At 64.7% G+C, this 19,597-nt stretch carries 13 protein-coding genes and 4 pseudogenes; 13 read left to right on the forward strand and 4 right to left on the reverse strand.

What is annotated here, in order from left to right:
• From G3436_RS10030 to G3436_RS10040, 3 genes are all read left to right on the forward strand, one after another.
• Positions 1-699 (forward strand): aminotransferase-like domain-containing protein (locus G3436_RS10030; protein ID WP_163944230.1); only part of this gene is annotated, 699 nt, incomplete at its 5' end.
• Positions 700-757: 58 nt separating this feature from the next.
• The gene (locus G3436_RS10035) at positions 758-1,999 is read left to right on the forward strand and encodes a benzoate/H(+) symporter BenE family transporter (protein ID WP_163944233.1); all 1,242 of its coding nucleotides are present in this window, start codon (positions 758-760) and stop codon (positions 1,997-1,999) included.
• A 133-nt stretch (positions 2,000-2,132) separates the two neighbouring features.
• Entirely contained in the window at positions 2,133-2,423 is a 291-nt protein-coding gene (locus tag G3436_RS10040) for a hypothetical protein (protein WP_163944235.1), read from the forward strand.
• Here the strand turns inward: G3436_RS10040 and G3436_RS28855 are convergent.
• Both G3436_RS28855 and G3436_RS10045 read right to left on the reverse strand, forming a co-directional pair.
• Positions 2,382-3,128: an ATP-binding cassette domain-containing protein gene (locus G3436_RS28855; protein ID WP_420801195.1), complete on the reverse strand. Its 747-nt coding sequence runs from the start codon at positions 3,126-3,128 to the stop codon at positions 2,382-2,384. The genes G3436_RS10040 and G3436_RS28855 overlap by 42 nt on opposite strands.
• Positions 3,017-4,270 carry an ABC transporter ATP-binding protein gene (locus tag G3436_RS10045; protein ID WP_420801196.1) on the reverse strand — a complete coding sequence of 418 codons (1,254 nt, stop codon included), beginning with the start codon at positions 4,268-4,270 and terminating at the stop codon, positions 3,017-3,019. Before G3436_RS10045 ends, G3436_RS28855 begins: the two co-directional genes overlap by 112 nt.
• A gap of 128 nt (positions 4,271-4,398) precedes the next feature.
• Between G3436_RS10045 and G3436_RS27525 the strand changes: the two are divergent.
• From G3436_RS27525 to G3436_RS10085, 8 genes and pseudogenes are all read left to right on the forward strand, one after another.
• A pseudogene (locus tag G3436_RS27525) lies at positions 4,399-8,193 on the forward strand (TonB-dependent receptor domain-containing protein).
• A gap of 132 nt (positions 8,194-8,325) precedes the next feature.
• Positions 8,326-9,045: pseudogene (locus G3436_RS28860) on the forward strand (HAMP domain-containing protein); the annotation flags it as partial.
• A gap of 285 nt (positions 9,046-9,330) precedes the next feature.
• Positions 9,331-9,900 (forward strand): annotated as a pseudogene (locus G3436_RS28865) (methyl-accepting chemotaxis protein); the annotation flags it as partial.
• 109 nt (positions 9,901-10,009) lie between these two features.
• Positions 10,010-11,062 carry a tetratricopeptide repeat protein gene (locus G3436_RS10065; RefSeq protein ID WP_163944241.1) on the forward strand — a complete coding sequence of 351 codons (1,053 nt, stop codon included), beginning with the start codon at positions 10,010-10,012 and terminating at the stop codon, positions 11,060-11,062.
• Positions 11,063-11,180: 118 nt separating this feature from the next.
• Entirely contained in the window at positions 11,181-12,809 is a 1,629-nt protein-coding gene (locus tag G3436_RS10070; RefSeq protein WP_163944243.1) for an ATP-binding protein, read from the forward strand.
• Complete coding sequence (locus tag G3436_RS10075; RefSeq protein ID WP_163944246.1) at positions 12,806-13,588, forward strand: endonuclease/exonuclease/phosphatase family protein; 783 nt, start codon at positions 12,806-12,808, stop codon at positions 13,586-13,588. Before G3436_RS10070 ends, G3436_RS10075 begins: the two co-directional genes overlap by 4 nt.
• A pseudogene (clsB, locus tag G3436_RS10080) lies at positions 13,585-14,795 on the forward strand (cardiolipin synthase ClsB). Before G3436_RS10075 ends, clsB begins: the two are co-directional and overlap by 4 nt.
• Positions 14,792-15,763: a lysylphosphatidylglycerol synthase domain-containing protein gene (locus G3436_RS10085; protein WP_163944250.1), complete on the forward strand. Its 972-nt coding sequence runs from the start codon at positions 14,792-14,794 to the stop codon at positions 15,761-15,763. Before clsB ends, G3436_RS10085 begins: the two are co-directional and overlap by 4 nt.
• A 47-nt stretch (positions 15,764-15,810) precedes the next feature.
• Here the strand turns inward: G3436_RS10085 and G3436_RS10090 are convergent, their stop codons facing one another.
• On the reverse strand, positions 15,811-16,272 hold the full coding sequence (locus G3436_RS10090) for a nucleoside deaminase (protein WP_243667093.1): 462 nt from the start codon (positions 16,270-16,272) through the stop codon (positions 15,811-15,813).
• 142 nt (positions 16,273-16,414) lie between these two features.
• Here G3436_RS10090 and G3436_RS10095 point away from each other — a divergent pair, with 142 nt between their 5' ends.
• Positions 16,415-17,119 carry a type 1 glutamine amidotransferase domain-containing protein gene (locus G3436_RS10095; protein ID WP_163944253.1) on the forward strand — a complete coding sequence of 235 codons (705 nt, stop codon included), beginning with the start codon at positions 16,415-16,417 and terminating at the stop codon, positions 17,117-17,119.
• Between the two features lie 129 nt (positions 17,120-17,248).
• Positions 17,249-18,058: a CSS-motif domain-containing protein gene (locus G3436_RS10100; RefSeq protein WP_163944256.1), complete on the forward strand. Its 810-nt coding sequence runs from the start codon at positions 17,249-17,251 to the stop codon at positions 18,056-18,058.
• A gap of 99 nt (positions 18,059-18,157) precedes the next feature.
• On the opposite strand, the gene hppD is transcribed toward G3436_RS10100, so the two are convergent.
• Positions 18,158-19,234, reverse strand: coding sequence for a 4-hydroxyphenylpyruvate dioxygenase (gene hppD, locus G3436_RS10105; protein ID WP_163944259.1), 1,077 nt, complete (start codon positions 19,232-19,234; stop codon positions 18,158-18,160).
• Positions 19,235-19,597 lie beyond the last annotated feature (363 nt).

The raw sequence follows: 19,597 nt of genomic DNA on the forward strand, positions 1-19,597 counted from the left end.
CACCAGTACCCCACGGGCGTGACGCTGTCGCTGCAGCGCCGCCTGGAACTGATCGCCTGGGCCCGCGAGCGCAACGGCTGGATCATCGAGGACGACTACGACAGCCAGTTCCACTACGACGGCCTGCCCACTGCCTGCGTGCAGGGCCTGGACAACGCACAGCGCACGATCTACCTGGGCACCTTCAGCAAGTCGCTGTACCCCGGCCTGCGCATGGGCTTCATGGTGCTGCCGCCCGCGCTGGTCGCGCCGATGAGCCATGCACGCAGCATGCTTGACGGGCACACGCCACAGCTGGCCCAACTGACCCTGGCGCGGTTCATCGAAGACGGTCACTTTGCCGCGCATATCCGCGCCATGCGCACGCTCTACGCGGTACGCCGCGAGGCCATGGCCGAGGCCTTGCACCAGCACCTGGGCGGCATCGTCACAGCACAGCTGCCCCCGGGGGGCTTGCAGATGCTCTGTCGCCTGGCACCCGGCTGGTCGGAACTGGAGACCCTGCGCCAGGCTGCCCGCGTGGGTATCCAGTTGCCCGGGCTCAGCCGCCTGTACGCCAACCCGCCTGCCGAGGGCGGCTGGTTGCTGGGGTTTTCGGCATTGACCCCGCACGAGATCAAAAGCGCCGTGGTGCGCCTGGCCCAGGCCCTCTCGCCTGATGCGCGCAACGGTCTGGCGCAGACGGCGCAGGTGGACTGATCGGAGCGCCTGAGCAGGCCTAAGCTCGCAACCTGAGCCCACCTGCAAGGAATCGCCCGTGAATCCAAGCCCTGCCCGTCTGCACCTGCGCGACCTCGTCTCACCCACCGTTGCCGCGCTGATCAGCGTCATCGTCAATTACGGCGGCACCTTCGTGCTGGTCTTCCAGGCCGCGCAACTGGCGCAATTGAGCGCCGCGCAAACCGCCTCCTGGGTCTGGTCGGTGAGCATCGGCGTCGGCGTGACCGGGGCCTGGCTGAGCTATCGCTACCGTGCGCCGATCATCACCGCCTGGTCGACCCCGGGGGTGGCGTTCCTGGCCACCGTCATGCCGTTTACCCCGTACGGTGAGGTGATCGGTGCCTACATGGTGTGCGCGCTAGGCTTCATCGTGCTGGGGCTGTCGGGGGTGTTCGAGCGCCTGGTCAGGCTGATCCCGGCGGGGATCGCGGCGGGCCTGCTGGCCGGCATTCTGTTGCAGTTCGGCGTGAACGCCTTCGGCGGCGCCAGCGCCGACCCTGTGCTGGTGATCGTGCTGCTGCTCACCTATGCCGTGCTGCGTCGGTTCACCTCGCGCTTTGCGGTGGTCGGCGTGCTGCTGGTGGGGCTGGCGCTGTTGTTGGCCCAACAGCGCCTGGACCTGCAGGGGCTGCACCTGAGCGTGGCCGCACCGGTGTTCGAAATGCCGCGCTTCAGCCTTGGCGCCCTGCTCGGGGTAGCCCTGCCGCTGTTCATCATCACCCTTACCGGGCAGTACATGCCCGGCATGCTGGTACTGCGCAACGACGGCTTCAGCACCAGCGCCAACCCGATCATCGGCATCACCGGGCTGGGCTCGTTGCTGATGGCGCCGTTTGGCGCGCATGCGTTCAACGTCGCGGCGATCACGGCCGCCATCTGCACCGGCAAGGATGCCCACCCCGACCCGTCCAGGCGCTACATCGCCGGCATTGCCTGCGGCGTGTTCTACGTCACCGTGGGTGTGTTCGGGGTCACCCTGGCCAGCCTGTTCACGATCCTGCCGCGCAGCTTCGTCACCACCCTGGCGGGGCTGGCCCTGCTGGGGGCGATTGGCGGCAGCCTGGCCAACGCCATGGCCGATGCGCGCACCCGCGAAACTGCACTGATCACCTTTCTGGCCACCGCCGCCAACGTCACCCTGCTGGGTATTGGCGGCGCATTCTGGGGGCTGCTGGCCGGCCTGCTGGTGCATGCGCTGATGCACGCCGGGCGGCCGCTCAGCCCTGCCGAGGTACGACGGGATTGCTCCACTGGCGCAGATGCCGGTGCAAAACCTTGACCATTACTGCACGGCACTGAACCGAGCGATCCCCCCTGCAACCTGATACTTGTAGCAGTAGACCGAAAACACGCCGTTCTGCCTAATAAGGTTGGCACCAACGCCGTCCTAGATAGCAAACGGGAGAAACACCATGCCAAAGGAAATTTACCTCGATTTTGTAGCAGCCGACGGTTGTAGCGACACTCAGGTAAGGGTTAAAGGTCGAGGCGAACCCAACCGTGAACTTCTTGTCTGTTTCACCGATGGCACTCAAATGGCGCGATGCAAAACGAATGCGACTGGCTGGTTTGACGTGTTGTGCGCACCAGGCCACGTGCATGGTTTCTTTGTCGCACGACACTTTGAAACTAATGGCACGATGGGCGACAACAAGGGCTGGTCAAATGCCATGATGAATCCGTTCTCTCCTAACTTCAGATGATTCTGCGTGCAAGACGCTGCGGGCGGCTTGATGTGCGCCGCCCCTCAGCCCAGCCGTGGCGAGTGCGCCAGCAGGCCCTGGGTATACGCGGCCTGCGGCCGATCCAGCACATCCGACGCCGCCCCCCTGCTCGACAATCCGCCCTTCCTCGACCACCAGCACGCGGTCGGCGATCGCACGCACCACCCCCAGGTCGTGGGTCACGAACAGCAGCGTCATGCCGTCGCCCTGCAGTTGCTTGAGCAATGCCAGGATCGCCGCCTGCACCGACACGTCCAGCGCCGAGGTGACCTCGTCGCAGATCAGTACCGTGGGCTCGCACACCAGCGCGCGGGCAATCGCCACGCGCTGGCGCTCGCCGCCCGAGAGGTGATGCGGGTACTTGCGCGCGGTATCTGGCCCCAGCGCCACGCGTGCCAGGGCGGCGTCGATGCGCGCACGGCAGGCCGCGCCCTTGAGGCCAAAGAAGTGTTCGAGCGGTGCCTGCAGGCACTGCGCAACGGTCTGGCGCGGGTTGAGTGCGCGGTACGGGTTCTGGAAGATGTACTGGATACGCTGGCGTGAGGCGGCCGGACGCTGCCGCGCCAGCAGGCTCAGCGGTTGCCCGTCGAACTGCAGCGAGGCTTGCGCGGTGTCACCCAGGCCGGCCAGGGTGCGCGCCAGGCTGGTCTTGCCCGAACCCGACTCCCCACCACCGCCAGGCACTCGCCCTTGTACAGGTCCAGCGACAGTTCGAAGAGCACCTGGCGGTCGTAGCTGAGGTTGAGCTCGCGCAGGCTCAGCAACGGTGTGTCGTTGCTCGCCAGCAGTGTTGCCGGCGTGGCCATGGCCGTCAGTTGCGGGTGCAGACACGCAACCTGCTGTGTGCTGTGCAGTGCCTTGAGTAGCGGTTCGTGCTGAGTGCACGCGGCGCTGCGGCGGGGGCAACGCGGGGAAAAGGCGCAGCCCTGCGGGCGTTGACCGGGCGCCGGGGCGTGGCCGGCAATCGCCTGCAACGGGCGCTGGCGCGCCACATCCGGGATCGCTGCCAGCAGGCCCAGTGTGTAGGGTGGCCGGGCCGGCGAACAGGCGTTCACCGCGGCGCCACCTCGACGATGCGCACCCGCGTACATCACCATCACGCGGTCGACCAGGTCCTTGATCACCGCCAGGTCGTGAGACACGTACACCGCCGCCACGCCCTGCTCCTTGCACAGCCTGCGCAGGGTTTGCAGGATATGCGCCTGGGTGCCGACGTCGAGCGCGGTAGTCGGTTCGTCGAGCACGATCAACTGCGGGCGCAACACGAAGGCCAGCGCCAGCATCACCCGCTGCTGCTGGCCGCCCGAGAGCTGGTGGGGGAAGCGCTTGAGAAACGCGCTGTCGCCCGGCAGGCCGACATCGGCCAAGGTCTGGCGCAGGCGCTCGGCCTGCGCTGCGCGAGACAGCTGGGGCTCATGGGCAAGCAGGGTTTCGCGCAGCAGGTTGCCGATGCGCAGGGCGGGGTTGAGGGCCATCGCCGGGTCCTGGGCGACGTAGCCGATCAGGCCGCCACGGGCGCGGCGCAGGGCGTCGCCCTGCAGGTCAAGCAGTGCCACCGGGCCAATGTCGATGCGCCCGCCGGCAATCTGCGCACCACGCCGGGCATGGGCCAGCAGCGCGGTGGCGAGGGTGGTCTTGCCCGAGCCCGACTCGCCCACCAGGCCGAGGATTTCGCCGGGGGCCAGGCTGAAGTGGATGTGGTCGATGATGTCGGCGCCGCTGGCGAGTTCGACCCGCAGCTGCTCGACCCGCAGGCCGGCCCCTTCGCTGGCAAGCCAGCGAAGCTTTTGAAGCAGGCTGCTGCTGGAGCAGCAGGCATTCCACACCCCCCTGATGAATAACGCGCAACGCCTGTCCTGAAATCAGTAAATATTCATATAAATCAACACATTGAAAACATGGCACAAACCCTGCTCTAGCTCTCCTATCTGCAACGCTCGGGGAGCCACACACCATGCATCAGCATCATCCCATCGCCAGGGGCATCGGCCTCGGCCTGCTGCTGGCAGGCACCACCGCCCACGCCGACGACACCACGCCGGCACTCAAGACCGTCACGGTCACCGCACAACACCGCGAAGAATCCCTTCAGCAAGTGCCAGTGGCCGTCAGCGCCGTACAAGGCACCAGCATCACCGCCGATGGCGTACGCGCCATGGGCGATATCACCACGTTCATCCCCAATGCCGCGGCCAAGAACCCGGACGGCGACGGCCGCCCACGCTGGTATATCCGCGGCCTGGGCACTGGCGACACCGGCGCCGCCACCGTGTACCCGGTAGGCATCTATGCCGACGATGTCTACCTCAATGCGCCCGTCGCCGGCGGCGGCACGCTGGTGGACGAGCGCCTGGCCGGCCGGGTGTCGCTGTACTCCGAAGAACGCGACGGCTTCACCCACAACCTGACCAACGACCAGACCTACAGCGACGTCAACAAGAAGGCGGTGCGCGTGCAGTTCCTGGCCAAGCTCAACCCCGACCTCGCAGCGCTGTGGAAGCTCCACGGCCGCCAGTTCAAGGGCGACGGCAGCAGCGGCTCGCTGCCCCTGGGCACCTACTACAACGTCGGCTACTAGCGCCCCGAAGGCCGACGCATCGAGCTGAACGTGGATGAAAACGCCAAGCTCGACCACGACGGCACCTCGCTGACCCTGAACGGGGACATCGGCGACTACACCCTGACCTTGATCAGCGCCTACGACTACATCCGCCAGCAGTCGGTCAGCGACGCCGACTACACCCCGTTTGAGGTCAACGGCGCCAGCCACACCGACAACCGCTACGACCAGTACTCGCAAGAGTTGCGCCTGGCCTCACCGCAACAGGAAACCCTGCGCTGGATGCTCGGCAGCCACTACTTCCACGAGACTCTGGACAGCAGCGACCGACGCCTCGTGACGCCCGGCCCGACGCCCAACGGCACCGGCTCCAACCAGATCGGCGGGGTCGACCTGAGCGACCTGGGCTATACCCACAAGACCGACAGCTACGCGCTGTTCGGCAACCTGGCGGTGGATGTGACCGACGACTTCACGGTCACCGGCGGGCTGCGCTGGACCACCGAGAAGAAAACCATCGACCTGGGCCTGGCCCAACTCACCCGCACCAGTGCCAATGGCCCACTCGTGCCCCTGGGCGCTGCAGGCAGCAACGGCAGCCGCGACAAGAGCAAGCGCTGGGACGCCTGGACCTACGATGTCACCCCCGAGTACCGCATCAACGACAACCTGCGGGTGTTCTTCCGGTATGCCCATGGCTTTCGCTCGGGCGGTTTCAATACCGGGCTGTCGAGCAACCTGGCGCAGTTGACCACGGTTGACCCGGAACAACTGGACGCCTATGAACTGGGGCTGAAGTCGGAGTGGCTCGACCACCGCCTGACCGTCAACGCCAACCTGTTCTACTACGACTACCAGGACATCCAGGTCAACCTGCTGACGGTCAACAGTGGCGTGCTCACCACCGCGCTGACCAACGGCGCCAAGGTCAAGGGGGCGGAGCTGGAAATCGAGGGCCAGCCCACCGACAACCTGCACCTGCGCGCCGCCGTGTCGTTCCTCGACACCGAATACACCGATTTCAAGAACACCAACCCCACCACCGGCGCCGTCACGGCCGACTACAGCGCCAACAGCTTCGTGCGCTCGCCGCGCAATGTGGTGTCGCTGGGGGCCGACTACACCATCGCGCTGGTCATCGGCAGCCTTGCCGTGCCCGTTGTTCACGCCCAGAACGGCCCGAGCGCCGACGACAAGCTCGACACCGTGGTGGTGGTCGGCACGCGCCGCAGCGATGTGACCGCCCTGGAAAGTGCCGCGCCGGTAGATGTACTCAGCGCCGAGAAGCTCCAGGACACCGGGGCCACCGACCTGTCCGGTGCGCTGACCGCGCTGTCGCCCTCATTCAGCTTCCCGCAGTCGCCCCAGGGCGCCTTCGCCGGCTCCATCGCTCAAGGCGCCTCGCTGCGCGGGCTGGCGTCCGACCAGGTGCTGGTGCTGGTCAACGGCAAGCGCCGCCACACCAGCGCCAACGTCACCCGCCAGGGCCTGGCCAACGGCCGTGGCGCGGCAGCGGTAGACCTCAGCCTGATCCCGCTGAGCGCGGTGTCGCGGGTGGAGATCCTGCGTGATGGCGCCGCGGCCCAGTACGGCTCGGACGCGATTGCCGGGGTGATCAACATCGTGCTCAAGGAGAACGACAACGGCGGCAACCTGGGCTATCGCTTCGGTGGCTACGACAAGGGCGACGGCCTGCAGCGCAAGCTCAGCGGCTGGAAGGGGCTGGCGCTGGGGCTCGGGCAACGTGTCCGACCAGTACAACCTGGTGGCCAACAGCGAGGTCGGCCTGGCCGACGGCTTCACCGCCTACGGCTTTGCCACCTATGCACACAAGAACACCGACGCCGAAGGCTTCTTCGACCCGCCCACCACGCTGATCCGCAACTACGGCAGCGACGCGCTGCAGCGCTACCCCGACGGGCGCCTGCCGATCACTCGCTACAACCTTCAGGACTATGCCCTGACCGGCGGGGTGCGCTACGAGGACGACACCCTGGGCACGTTCGACCTCGCCGCCAACTATGGCAACGACACACTCAAGTCCACCGACCGCAACGCCATCAACCCGAGTTGGGGCGACGCCCGATCCCCGGCTACTACTCGGGCATCACCAACGTTGATGCCGCCTCGCTGGAACACAAGGTGTTCGGCGCCTATGTCGACCTGGAAGGCCAACTGACCGAAAAATTCCAGGCCGGTGTGGCGGTACGCTCCGAGCATTACTCGGACTTCGGCGATACCACCAACGGCAAGCTCTCGCTGCGCTATGACTTCACCCCGCAGATTGCCGCACGCGGCAGTATCAGCAGCGGCTACCGCGCACCCTCGCTGGTGCAGAGCGGGCTGTCGTCGTTCAGCGTGCAGGTGGTGGAGCAACCGCCGGGCAGCGGCAACTGGGTCGAGGTGCAGCAACGCACCCTGCGCGCCGACAGCCCGGAAGCGGCCCTGCTGGGCGGGCGCGCGCTCAAGCCTGAGGAATCGACCAACTACTCGCTGGGCCTGGTGTGGCGCCCCCTGGCCAACGCCTCGGTGACGCTCGACGCCTACCGCATCGACATCGACAACCGCATCACCCTGTCCGACCAGCTGCCCGCCGGTGTGGTGGGGCCGATTTTCGCCGGCACGCCGTACGCCAACATCCAGAGCGCGGCCTTCTATACCAACATCGCCGACACCCGCACCGAGGGCGTCGAACTGGCCGGCCAGTACCAGTGGGACCTGCAGCAGTTCGGCCGGCTCGACCTGAGCGCCGGGTTCGCCAAGACCCGCACACGCATCACCGAACTGCGCGATGCGGGCGGCATCGCCGGCGAGCAGATCGTCGGGCGCGCGACCCAGGGCCTGATTGAGCACGGTACCCCCGACAGCAAGCTGACCCTCAGCGCCCACTGGCTGTACCAGAACTGGGGCGTCACCCTGACCCAGCGCCGTTACGGCGAATGGCAGAGCCTGAACGCGAGCAACCCGGACCTGGACCAGACCTTCAGCGCGCAATGGGTCACCGACCTGGACCTGAGCTACCGCTTCGACCAGGGCCTGAAACTGTCGGTGGGGGCGATCAACCTGTTCGACAGCCACCCCGACACACTCGACGGGCAAACCCTGTACGGCGTGCAGAAATACTCGATCACTTCGCCGGAGGGCGCCCAGGGTGCGTTCTATTACACCAGCCTGAGTTACGATTTCTGAGGCCAGGCCCTGCCGAAGGTTGCCGCAGATCAATCTTTTGCAGAATAGATGGCACTTTGCCCTCAAGTCCCGCAGCACACGCCCGATACTGATGCTGGAAGGAACCAGGTTCCACTCACATTAGGAGCGTTCATGCTGCGGGTACTTTCTCTGGAAAATCTCACTGTCACCCGCAAGCTGGGGCTTGGTTTCGGGTTGCTGCTGGCCCTGGCCGTGCTGCTCGCCGGCACTGGCCTCAAGGGGCTACGCAACGATGAGCAATCGTTCGAGCGGATCAGCCGGCTCGGTGCGCTCTTCGACGAAACCGTGTACGCCCGAGAGGCGAACTTTCAATACGCGCTGAGCGCGGACAAGGCCCACCTGGGCAGCCACGCCGAGCACCAGTTGACGCTCAAGCAAGCGCTGGCCCAACTGCTTGAGGACGTTCAGGGCAACCAGTGGCCGGTGGACGACCTGCCCACCGTGCAACAGCTCAATGCCGACCTCGATCGCTACAACCAGGCGCACCAGGCCGCGCAAGCAGCGCTGCCGGCCGATGCCAAGGCGATCGTGCAGGCCAACGAACGGTTGTCTGCGCTGCAGGACAACATCAATGTGCTCTACAAGAAAGAGGAAGAGCGCGCGGCCACCAGCGTCGGCACGGTCGTGTCGATCCTGCTGGGGGTCACCGCAGTGGCCCTGGTACTCGGCGTGCTGATCGCCTGGCTGATCGGTCGGCAGATCGTGCGGCCGCTGCGCCAGACGCTGGACGCCGCCGAGCGTATCGCCCAGGGTGACCTGACCGTGCAATTGGACAGCCACCGCAATGATGAACTGGGCCAGTTGCTGCGTGCCATCGGGCACATGAGCCAGCGCCTGCGCGATGTGATCACCCAGATCGGCCACGGTTCGTCACAACTGGCGGTCTCGGCCAGCCAACTGGCGACCATCACCACCCAGACCCAGGCCGGTACCGACAGCCAGAAGACCGACACCGACCGCGTGGCCACCGCCATGAACGAGATGACGTCGATGGTGCAGGCCGTGGCGCGCAATTCCGAAGACGCCGCCACGGCTGCGCGCCTGGCCGACCAGGAAGCCAGTGGCGCCTCGGGCATTTCGCGCAATGCCATCGTGCAGATCGAAGCCCTGGCCGGCGAAGTCGGTGTATCGGCCGACTCGATGAACCGCCTGCACAAGGAAATCGACCGCATCGCCAGCGTGCTGGGGGTGATCAAGGCAGTGGCCGGGCAAACCAACCTGCTGGCGCTCAACGCCGCCATCGAGGCCGCCCGCGCCGGTGAAGCCGGGCGTGGCTTTGCCGTGGTGGCCGACGAGGTGCGCAGCCTGGCACAACGCACGCAACAGTCCTCCGAAGAGATCGAACAACTGATCGGCGAACTGCAGCGCATTGCCAATGAAAGCACCCAGATCATGCAATCGAGCGTCGAGCAGACCCAATCGACCGTGACCGGAGTGCGCAACACCGGTGATGCGCTGGCCGTCATTACCCGCCAGGTGTCGGAGATCCAGCAGATGAGCCTGCGCATCGCCAGCGCCGCCGAGGAGCAGACCGGCGTGGTCGAAGAGATCACCCGCAGCGTGCTGCATGTACGCGAAACTGCCGACCAGTCGGCCCTGGCCAGCAGCGAGATCGCCACCTCGAGTGTGGAGCTGGCGCGCCTGGGCAACGATCTGCAGAGCCTGGTGGTGCACTTTCGCACCTGAACCCGGGGCGCGCCCGTAGCCAGCGCCTCCCGGCAAACGCTTGATCCGTGGATTGACTCTGTTTGCCACCTGACCCAAGCTTCGGGTTCCTCGCCTGCCCGGATGTCGCATGTCAAAGCCGCGCCTGTATACCCTGCTCAGCCTGATCCTGCTGCTCGTCATCGGGTTGGGCTACGGGTGGCGCAGTGATGCGCCGGCACCGGCACCCGCGCCCAAGCACAGCTACGCCACGGCCCTGGCCATGGCGCACGAGGGCCAGCCCGGCGCAGCGCGGGTGCTCTACCAGCAACTGGGGCGCAGCGACCTGTCGGCGATTCGGCGCGCCAGCCTGCATGCCGAGTTGCCTCATTATCCTTCGCCGCTGGCACTCAAGCTGGCCGACAACGACCTGAGCCACGACGACCCACTGGTGCGCCAGGCGGCGATTGCCAGCATCGCGGCGCTGGTGCCCGGCCCGCAACGCAGCCTGCTGCTGGGCCCGATGCTCGATGACCCTGAGCAAAGCGTTCGCTTCGCCGCCGTCGACGCCCTGCTCGGCCTCAGCCCGGATGAGGTCGGCCTGTATTTCGGCCCGCTGCAGCACGCCCTGGAGCAGTATCAGCAGGCCCTGCTGCAGCAGACCGAGGACCCCACGGCGCAGGTGCACCTGGCCCGGCTGTTCCTGCACGAGCGCAATGACCGTGAAGCGCTGGCGGCACTGGAGCGCGCCCTGCGCCTGGCCCCCGACAACCTCGACGCCCTGGCTGCCAAGGTCCATCTGCTGGACGACCAGGGCCACGCCGACGCCTCCCGTGAAGTGCTCGCGCGGGCACTGCAGCGTCATCCCGAGTCGGCGTTCCTGCAACACGAGCTGGGCGTGTGGCTGATGCGCCACGGCCAGCACGAGTATGCCCTGCTGGCCTTCGCCCGGGCCCTGGAACTGGACCCGGACAACAACGATTACCGCTATACCCTGGCGGTCAGCCTGCACAGCCTGGAACAGGTCGAGGTGGCCCAGAAGCAGTTGGAAACCATCCTGGCGCGCCAACCTGCCAACCGCAGGGCTCGGGTGCTGCTGATCGACTACTGGAAAGAGACCGGCCAGTTGCAGAACGTGCAGGTGCTGCTGGCCCAGCTGGAGCAGCAGAACCCCGACGATCCCCTGGTGCAGCAGGGCCTCTGAGCACCGTCCGCCGGCCATTCACAACCGGTTTGAACCCTGCCGTTAGCGCCGATGTCCAGTGATAGTGCATGGAGAATTAGGCAATCGCCTGGCTGTGCGTCATCAAAGGAGATCGCCCGTGAACAACCCGCTGCCCAACGGCGAACGCGCACTGATACTGGCCCCCCCGTCCCTCAGCAGCCAGGCCCTGGACCTGTTCGACGAAGCCGGCATCGAGGCGCTGGTCACCCGTGACCTGAACGAAATGGCCGATGCTCTGGGCCAGGGCGCGGGGTTGGCGATCATGGCCGATGAATCGCTCGGCGGTTTTGTCCAGTCGCCGGTGCACCGCTATCTGACTGCACAACCATCCTGGTCGGACCTGCCCGTGGTGCTGTTGACCAACCCGGCCCATGCCGAACAACCCGCCGCTGCAGACCTGCATGCGGCCCTGGGCAATCTGTTTGTGTTGCAATGCCCGTTTCAGTCCAGCGGGCTGCTGGCCCTGACCCACTCCTCGTTGCGCGCACGCCGCCGTCAGTATCAGGCCCAGCAGCACGCTACCCAATTGAAGGCGCTGGAACAGCGCGTCGAAGAACAGCTGCGCCACCTGCAGCAAGACGAGCAGCAACTGCGCCATACCCAGAAAATGGAAGCCATCGGCCAGCTGGCCGGTGGCGTCGCCCACGACTTCAACAACCTGCTCACCGGCATCGGTGGCAGCCTGGAAATGATCCGTCGACGCCTCGCCCAAGGCCGTCAGCAAGAGCTGCCCAAGCTCATCGACATGAGCCTGGGCGCGGTGCAGCGTGCGGCCAGCATGACCCATCGGCTGCTGGCGTTCTCCAGCCGACAGCCGCTGGATGCACGGCCCGTCGACCTCAGGCAGATGCTGGAGCGCACCCGGCTGGAGGCACTGCTCAACCCGCAGATCAGCTTGCGCCTGACCCTCGACGCTGGCCTGTGGCTGGCGCAAGTGGACGTACAGCAGCTACAGGAGGCCCTCGACAACCTGCTGAGCAACGCTCGCGATGCCATGCCCAATGGCGGCGAGTTGCATGTCCATGCCAGCAATCGGCGCCAGGGCAAGCCGTTGCCCGGCGGCAATCCACTGGCCAGCGGCGACTATGTACTGCTGAGCCTGCACGACAACGGTTGCGGCATGCCCCAAAGCACCTTGGACCGGGCATTCGACCCCTTTTTCACGACCAAGCCGATCGGCCAGGGCACCGGCCTGGGCTTGTCGATGGTGTACGGTTTTACTCGCCAGTCCCAAGGGCACGTGGCACTGCACAGCTGTATCGGCCGTGGTACGCGGGTCGAATTGTTCCTGCCACGCCATGTCGAAAACCCAGCGCCACACTCGCTACCGCTGGCGGCCGAAACCCACGCGGGCAACCGGGTGCTGATTGTCGAGGACGATGCCACGGTACGCCAGCTGGTGCACGAGACGCTCACCGAGCAGGGCTACGAATGCAGTGAGGTGGCCGACGCCAGCCTGGCGCTGCCGGTGCTGCGCTCCAGTCGCCCCATCGACCTGCTGATCAGTGATGTGGGGTTGCCGGGCATGAATGGTCGCCAACTGGCCGAGATCGCGCGCAAGCTGCGCCCGGGCCTCAGGGTGCTGTTCATCACCGGCTACGCCGAAAACGCGACCTCGCGCATGAGCTTCCTCGACCCCGGCATGCAAATGATCAACAAGCCGTTCAAGTTCACCCAACTGACGCGCAAAGTGGCGCAGATGCTCGGCACGGGCAAAGCGCCATGAGCCTGCCCGAGCGCTGCGCAGGCGTCGCCCAGGCCGCGACCGTAGACGCGGTGCGTATCCTCACGGTCAACGCACACAAGGGCTTCAGCCCACTCAATCGGCGCTATGTACTGCCAGAGTTGCGTGATGCGGTACGCAGCCAGGATGCCGACCTGGTGTTCCTGCAGGAGGTGCTGGGCAGTCACCGCCAGCACGCCAGCCGCCACCCCGGCTGGTCAGAGGTACCCCAATACGAGTTTCTGGCCGACAGCCTGTGGCCGGTGTTTGCCTATGGGCGCAATGCGGTATACCCCGATGGCGAGCACGGCAATGCGCTGCTGTCGAAGTTTCCGATCCTGCACTACGAAAATCTTGATGTCAGCGTGACCGGCAGCGAGCGTCGCGGGCTGCTGCACGCAATCCTCGAGGTGCCGGGCCAGGCGCCACTGCACACCGTGTGCGCCCATCTGGGCCTGGACGAGCGCCAGCGCAACCGGCAGCTCACGCTACTGTGCCGGCTGCTGGACAGCCTGCCGCCCGCGGCACCGGTGATTGTCGCAGGCGACTTCAACGACTGGCGCCGACGGGCCGACGCGCAACTGGCCGGCAGTGGCCTGGTCGAGGTGTTCAGCCAGGCGTTCGGGCGCCACGCACGCAGTTTTCCGGCGCGCTGGCCATTGCTCTGCCTGGACCGTATCTACCTGCGCAATGCCCAGGCGCGGCAGCCGCAGGTAATGACACGCAAGCCCTGGTCGCACCTGTCCGATCACCTGCCGTTAAGTGTCGAGGTACTGCTATGAAAGCCGACTGGCGCGAAGGCAACGATGTGCAACTGTTGATCAATGGCGAGGAGTATTTCCCGGCGGCGTTCGCAGCCATTGCAGCAGCGCGCGTGGAAGTCCTGCTGGAAACCTTCATCATTTTCGAGGACAAGGTCGGCAGGCAGTTGCAACAGGCACTGATCGAGGCGGCGCAGCGCGGGGTACGGGTCGAGGTGCTGGTGGACGGCTATGGTACCGCCGACCTCAGCAGCGACTTTCTGCGCGCACTGAGCCAGGCCGGGGTCAACGTGCAGGCATTCGACCCCAGCCCCAAGCGACTGGGCATGCGCACCAACCTGTTCAGGCGCCTGCATCGCAAGATCCTGGTGGTAGACGGCGAGACCGCGTTTGTCGGTGGTATCAATTACAGCGCCGATCATCTTGCCGATTTCGGCCCAATGGCCAAGCAGGACTACGCGGTGCAGGTGCGCGGCCCGATCGTCACCGACCTGCAGCAGGCAACCCTCACCCTGCTCAACGCCCAAAGCCACATGCGCGGCCGCGGCCGAGCATGGTGGCGCCGCGCGCCAGCGATTGCCGCCAGCAGCGAGCAGGTGAAGATATGCCTGTGCATCCGCGACAACGGCGAGCACCCTACCGATATCGAACAGCATTACGTGCGGGCGATTGTCACCGCACGTGAACGGATCATTATCGCCAATGCCTATTTCTTCCCTGGCTATCGCCTGCTGCGGGCCTTGCGCAACGCTGCCCGGCGTGGCGTGCACGTCACGCTGATTCTGCAGGGCATGCCAGACATGCCATGGTGCGTTTGTGCTCGCGCATGCTGTACAACTACCTGCTGCGCGACGGTGTGCGCATCCACGAATATTGCGAGCGGCCCTTGCATGGCAAGGTCGCGGTGGTGGACCGGCACTGGTCCACGGTTGGTTCGAGCAACCTGGACCCCCTCAGCCTGTCGCTGAACCTGGAAGCCAACCTGGTGATTCGCGACGAGGCGTTCACTGCGCAACTGGCCGAGCACCTGCAGCAGCTTGCGCAAAGCCGCTGCAAATCGGTGACCCTGCAACGCGTGCTGCGCGGCTACTGGTGGCGGGCACCGCTGATCTTCGTAGCCTTCCATTTGACCCGCTATTTTCCGGCCATGGTCGGCTGGCTGCCGGCCCATCAACCGCGCCTCAAACCACTGCAACCGCAGGTGACGGGCCAGGAGCGGCTGTCATGAACATTGCACACAAGCACTGGCACCGAGCCCGGCGCGCGGTGACCCTGCTGTTCTTCATCCTGGTCCCGACCCTGCTGTTGCTGTTGCTGCGCAATCAGGACTGGGGCGAGGTACGCCACGCCCTGCTGTCCTATCAGCCTCGCGTGTTGCTGCTGGGCGCGGCCATCGCGGCGTGCAGCTTCGTGCTGTTCAGTTGCTACGACCTGCTCGGGCGCCGGTATACCGACCACGCCCTGCCCGCGCGCAAGGTGCTACCGCTGGCGTTCGTGTGCTATGCCTTCAACCTCAACCTGGGCGCCTGGGTTGGCGGGGTCGCCTTGCGCTACCGGCTTTACTCGCGCCTGGGCCTGGACGTAGCGACCATCAGCCGCATCCTCGGGCTGGGCCTGGTGACCAACTGGCTGGGCTATCTGCTGGTGGCCGGCAGCCTGTTCGTCTGCGGCTTGCCGCGTCTGCCTGCGGGCCTGGAAATCGGCAGCAGCGGCCTGCGCCTGATCGGTGGGCTGCTGTTGCTGGTGGCCTGCGCCTACCTGCTCGCCTGCGCCTTTGCCAAGCGCCGCAGTTGGCAGTTGCGCGGGCACACGCTGACCCTGCCGGGTATTGGCCTGGCATTGCTGCAGGCACTGATGGGCGCCAGCAACTGGCTGTTGATGGGGCTGGTGATCTTCAGCCTGCTGCCCGACAAGGTCGGTTACCCGACCCTTCTCGGCATTCTGCTGATCAGCAGCATCGCGGGGGTGATCACGCACATTCCTGCGGGGCTGGGGGTGCTTGAAGCCGTGTTCATCACCCTGCTGCAGGGGCAGTATGCGCAAGGCACCCTGCTGGCAGCGCTGATTGGCTATCGGGCAATCTACTTTCTGCTCCCGCTGCTGATTGCCTGCGTGGTGTACCTGGTGCTGGAGCGCGTGGCCAGCCACCACGCCGTCAGTGCTGCGGCATCCAACCGCCGCAGCGCCTCGCGCTGAAACATGCCCTTGACGCACAGCGCGTCGAGGGCAGGCTTGCTGGCGGCTCAGGCCTGCGGCTCTTCACCGATGTCTTCGTTCCAGAGCACGGGGTTGGCGCTGATGAACTGCTCCATCAACGTGACGCAACGGTGGTCATTCAATACCTGCAACTGCACGCCGCGGTTTGCGAGCAATGCCTCTTCGCCCAGGAAGGTCCGGTTTTCGCCGATGACCACCTGCCTGATGCCATACAGCAGGATCGCGCCACTGCACATCGCGCAGGGTGACAAGGTGGTATAGAGGGTCGCCTCGGCGTACACGCTGGCCGGTTGGCGCCCGGCATTCTCCAGCGCGTCCATCTCGCCGTGCAGGATAGCGCTGCCCTGCTGCACGCGCCGATTGTGTCCGCGCCCGATGATCCTGCCCTTGTGCACGATCACCGAGCCGATTGGAATGCCGCCTTCATCGAGGCCTTTGTTTGCCTCGTCGATGGCGGCTTGCATAAAACGCTGGGTGTCGTCGGACATGGCTGGCTCCTGCTGGCAACTGATGGAAGTGAACGCTAGCACACCGTCTGCCGCGATGGCGGCTTTTCCCGTGGCGACTATGCTCTACAGGTTCGCTTTTTCCACCGGGCGCATCGGCCCCAACTTCCGAAGGAGCGCTTCAATGAGCAAGAAAGTACTGGTAGTGCTGACCAATACGGCCAAGTACCCCACCCTCAAGCGCGCCACCGGCCTGTGGCTGGGTGAGGCCGTGCACTTTGTCGAGGTGGTGGAAAAAGGCGGCTACCAGGTCGACTATGTCAGCCCGGCAGGCGGCTATGTACCGATCGACCCGCACAGTTTGAGCATGGCCCAGGACCTCGACTGGCAATGGTATGGCGACAAGGCATTCATGAACCGGCTGGGCAGCACCCTCAACCCGGGGCAGGTCAAGGCCCAGGACTACCAGGCCATCTACTTTACCGGCGGCCACGGGGTGATCTGGGATTTTCCCGACAACGTCGCGCTACAGACCCTGGCGCGGCAGATCTTCGAAGCCGGTGGCGTGGTCGCGTCGGTGTGCCACGGTGCGGTGGGCCTGCTCAACATCAAGCTCAGTGACAACACACTGCTGGTCAAGGGTCGCGAGGTCACCGGCTTTTCCAACGTCGAGGAGCAGTTGGTCGAGCTGGACAAGGTGGTGCCCTTCCTGACCGAAAACGAACTCAGTGCGCGCGGCGGGCTGTACCGCAAGGCTGATGATCCGTGGCAGGAATTCGCCATCGCCGACCAGCTCGAAGGGCGTCTGATCACCGGGCAGAACCCGGCGTCCGGGGCGGCGGTCGCCCGTCGGGTACTGGCGGTATTGGCCGCACCTAAAGCGGGTTAGGCCCGCAGCGCGTCGACGAATAGCACGGCGATTGTCGGCGCGTCTTACAAGGGCAACCTACGTCACTCACTTATGCTGGACGGCATCCACTCAAGGCTCCACGCCTCGCTCCGTCAACATAGGTGAACCATGCCCCCTCATAATTTTCGCGCCGGTCGCGTCGTGCTGGAATTGCTGATAACCCTGCTGATAGGCCTGACCCCGGTAGTGTGCGGTCTGTTGATCATGGCTTGGCAAGTGGAGAAAACGCTTGGCGAATCGAGCCAGGTCGCGATTGAACAGACACTCTACGACGTTGATAGCATCCTTGATTCACTGCATAACGCCAGTAACAAGGTCCTCAACCTTGCCGAGTTCCCCTGCCAGAAAGCCTTGCCCAGCTTGCGCACTGAAGTGGTCATGCGTCCGGCGCTACGTTCGCTGGTACTGGTGCGGGAAAACCGTGCTTTTTGCAGTACGGTCAGCGGCGAGTATCAGTTGCTGGTCGACCCTGGCAGCTTCTTCAACCAGCGCCTGCGCCTGGAGCCCGGCAATGATGTGACGCCGGATTCGGCGATTCTCTACTACCGCCTGCAGGAGTACCCGCTTGGGGTACTGGCACTGACCGATGGTTCGACCTTGCAGGCGGTGATGCAGGGCATCAAGGCCCGCAGCACCCTGGTGTTGCAGTTTGGCGATGCCTTCCTGTGGAGCAATGGCAACGTCATCGAAGGCGATCTTCCGGACCACAGTGAGCAGCACACGCGTGCGTTATCGGCCCGCTACGGTTACGCGGTGCATGGGGGCTATCCAACGGGTTTCATGTGGCGCGAGCTGACAAGCAACGCGTTGGCGATACTGCCGTCGTTGCTGCTGGTGGGTGTAATGACCTCGGCGGCGGTGTACTGGACCTTGTTCCGTGGGCGTCGGCTGTATCAGCCCGGGCGCAGCTATGGGTGAGCTGCAGCCCCGCCCCATCCCTGGCCGGCAACGCAGAAAAGCGTCAGATACAAAAAGCCATCGGGCTACCCCGATGGCCTTTTTTGCACGCTTGACCGGTCAGTCGGTGGTCAGCACGCCCCGACGTACCTGATCCCGCTCGATCGACTCGAACAGCGCCTTGAAATTGCCTTCGCCGAAGCCATCATCGCCCTTGCGCTGGATGAATTCGAAGAACACAGGCCCCATCAGCGTCTCGGAGAAGATCTGCAACAGCAGGCGCTTGTCACCGGCCTCGGACGAGCCATCCAGCAGAATCCCGCGCGCCTGCAGCTCATCAGCAGGCTCGCCATGGTTCGGCAGACGACCTTCGAGCATTTCGTAATAGGTGTCCGGCGGCGCCGTCATGAAGCGCATGCCAATCTTCTTCAGCGCGTCCCAGCTCTTGAGCAAGTCATCGGTGAGGAACGCCACATGCTGGATACCCTCGCCGTTGAACTGCATCAGGAACTCTTCGATCTGCCCCGCACCCTTGGACGATTCCTCGTTGAGCGGGATACGGATCATGCCATCTGGCGCAGTCATGGCCTTGGAAGTCAGGCCGGTGTACTCGCCCTTGATGTCGAAATAGCGAATTTCCCGGAAGTTGAACAGTTTCTCGTAGAAGCCAGCCCAATAGGCCATGCGCCCGCGGTACACATTGTGGGTCAGGTGGTCGATGATCTTCAGGCCCGCACCCACTGGATGGCGGTCTACACCTTCGATCCAGTTGAAGTCGATGTCATAGATCGAACTGCCTTCCTCGAAACGGTCGATCAGGTATAACGGCGCACCGCCAATGCCCTTGATTGCGGGCAGGCGCAGTTCCATCGGCCCGGTCTCGATTTCAACCGGCTGCGCACCCAGCTCCAGCGCACGGGCATAGGCCTCATGGGCATTGCGCACGCGAAAGGCCATGCCGCAGACCGACGGACCATGCTCGGCAGCAAAGTACGACGCCACGCTTTTGGGTTCGTTGTTGAGAATCAGGTTGATGCCACCCTGACGGTACAGGTGCACGTCCTTGGAGCGGTGGCTGGCGACCTTGGTGAAGCCCATGATCTGGAAGATCGGCTCCAGGGTGCCCGGGATGGGCGCGGCCAGTTCAATGAACTCGAAGCCCATCAGGCCCATCGGGTTTTCGAAGATATCTGCCATGTTCGTTTCCTCATCATCAAAGCGGTTCAATCACGCGGGTTACTTGCTGTCGATGTGGGGTGAACGTGGCGGCGCGCAGGAGATGCCCCTCACACTGCGGGCGAGGTAGTCACCATAAATCAGTTTGAACCCATGACACTTCATATGGGACCCATTCTCGGCCGATTGATCCTCCAGTGGCGAAGGACCTTATTATTGTATGCGTAACCTGATTCTACAGGGCGTAAGGAAAATTGTAAGTCTTTTAATGATAGGCCAGCACTGATCTGCCCTGCACAACCTGTATCCGGATAGTACGCAAGCTGTCAGTGGCCCGATGAACGGCTATGCTGTGCGCGCGGGCTTGCCAGGGAAGGCCTGACC

The organism is Pseudomonas brassicae (assembly GCF_010671725.1).
Lineage (GTDB): Bacteria > Pseudomonadota > Gammaproteobacteria > Pseudomonadales > Pseudomonadaceae > Aquipseudomonas > Aquipseudomonas brassicae.

Bases quoted from the DNA above. Each gene is read 5' to 3' on its own strand.
- G3436_RS10040 (WP_163944235.1), top strand. From the start codon at position 2,133: ATGCCAAAGGAAATTTACCTCGATTTTGTAGCAGCCGACGGTTGTAGC.
- G3436_RS10095 (WP_163944253.1), top strand. From the start codon at position 16,415: ATGAGCAAGAAAGTACTGGTAGTGCTGACCAATACGGCCAAGTACCCC.
- G3436_RS10085 (WP_163944250.1), top strand. From the start codon at position 14,792: ATGAACATTGCACACAAGCACTGGCACCGAGCCCGGCGCGCGGTGACC.
- G3436_RS10100 (WP_163944256.1), top strand. From the start codon at position 17,249: ATGCCCCCTCATAATTTTCGCGCCGGTCGCGTCGTGCTGGAATTGCTG.
- G3436_RS10090 (WP_243667093.1), bottom strand. From the start codon at position 16,272: ATGTCCGACGACACCCAGCGTTTTATGCAAGCCGCCATCGACGAGGCA.
- G3436_RS10065 (WP_163944241.1), top strand. From the start codon at position 10,010: ATGTCAAAGCCGCGCCTGTATACCCTGCTCAGCCTGATCCTGCTGCTC.
- hppD (WP_163944259.1), bottom strand. From the start codon at position 19,234: ATGGCAGATATCTTCGAAAACCCGATGGGCCTGATGGGCTTCGAGTTC.
- G3436_RS10075 (WP_163944246.1), top strand. From the start codon at position 12,806: ATGAGCCTGCCCGAGCGCTGCGCAGGCGTCGCCCAGGCCGCGACCGTA.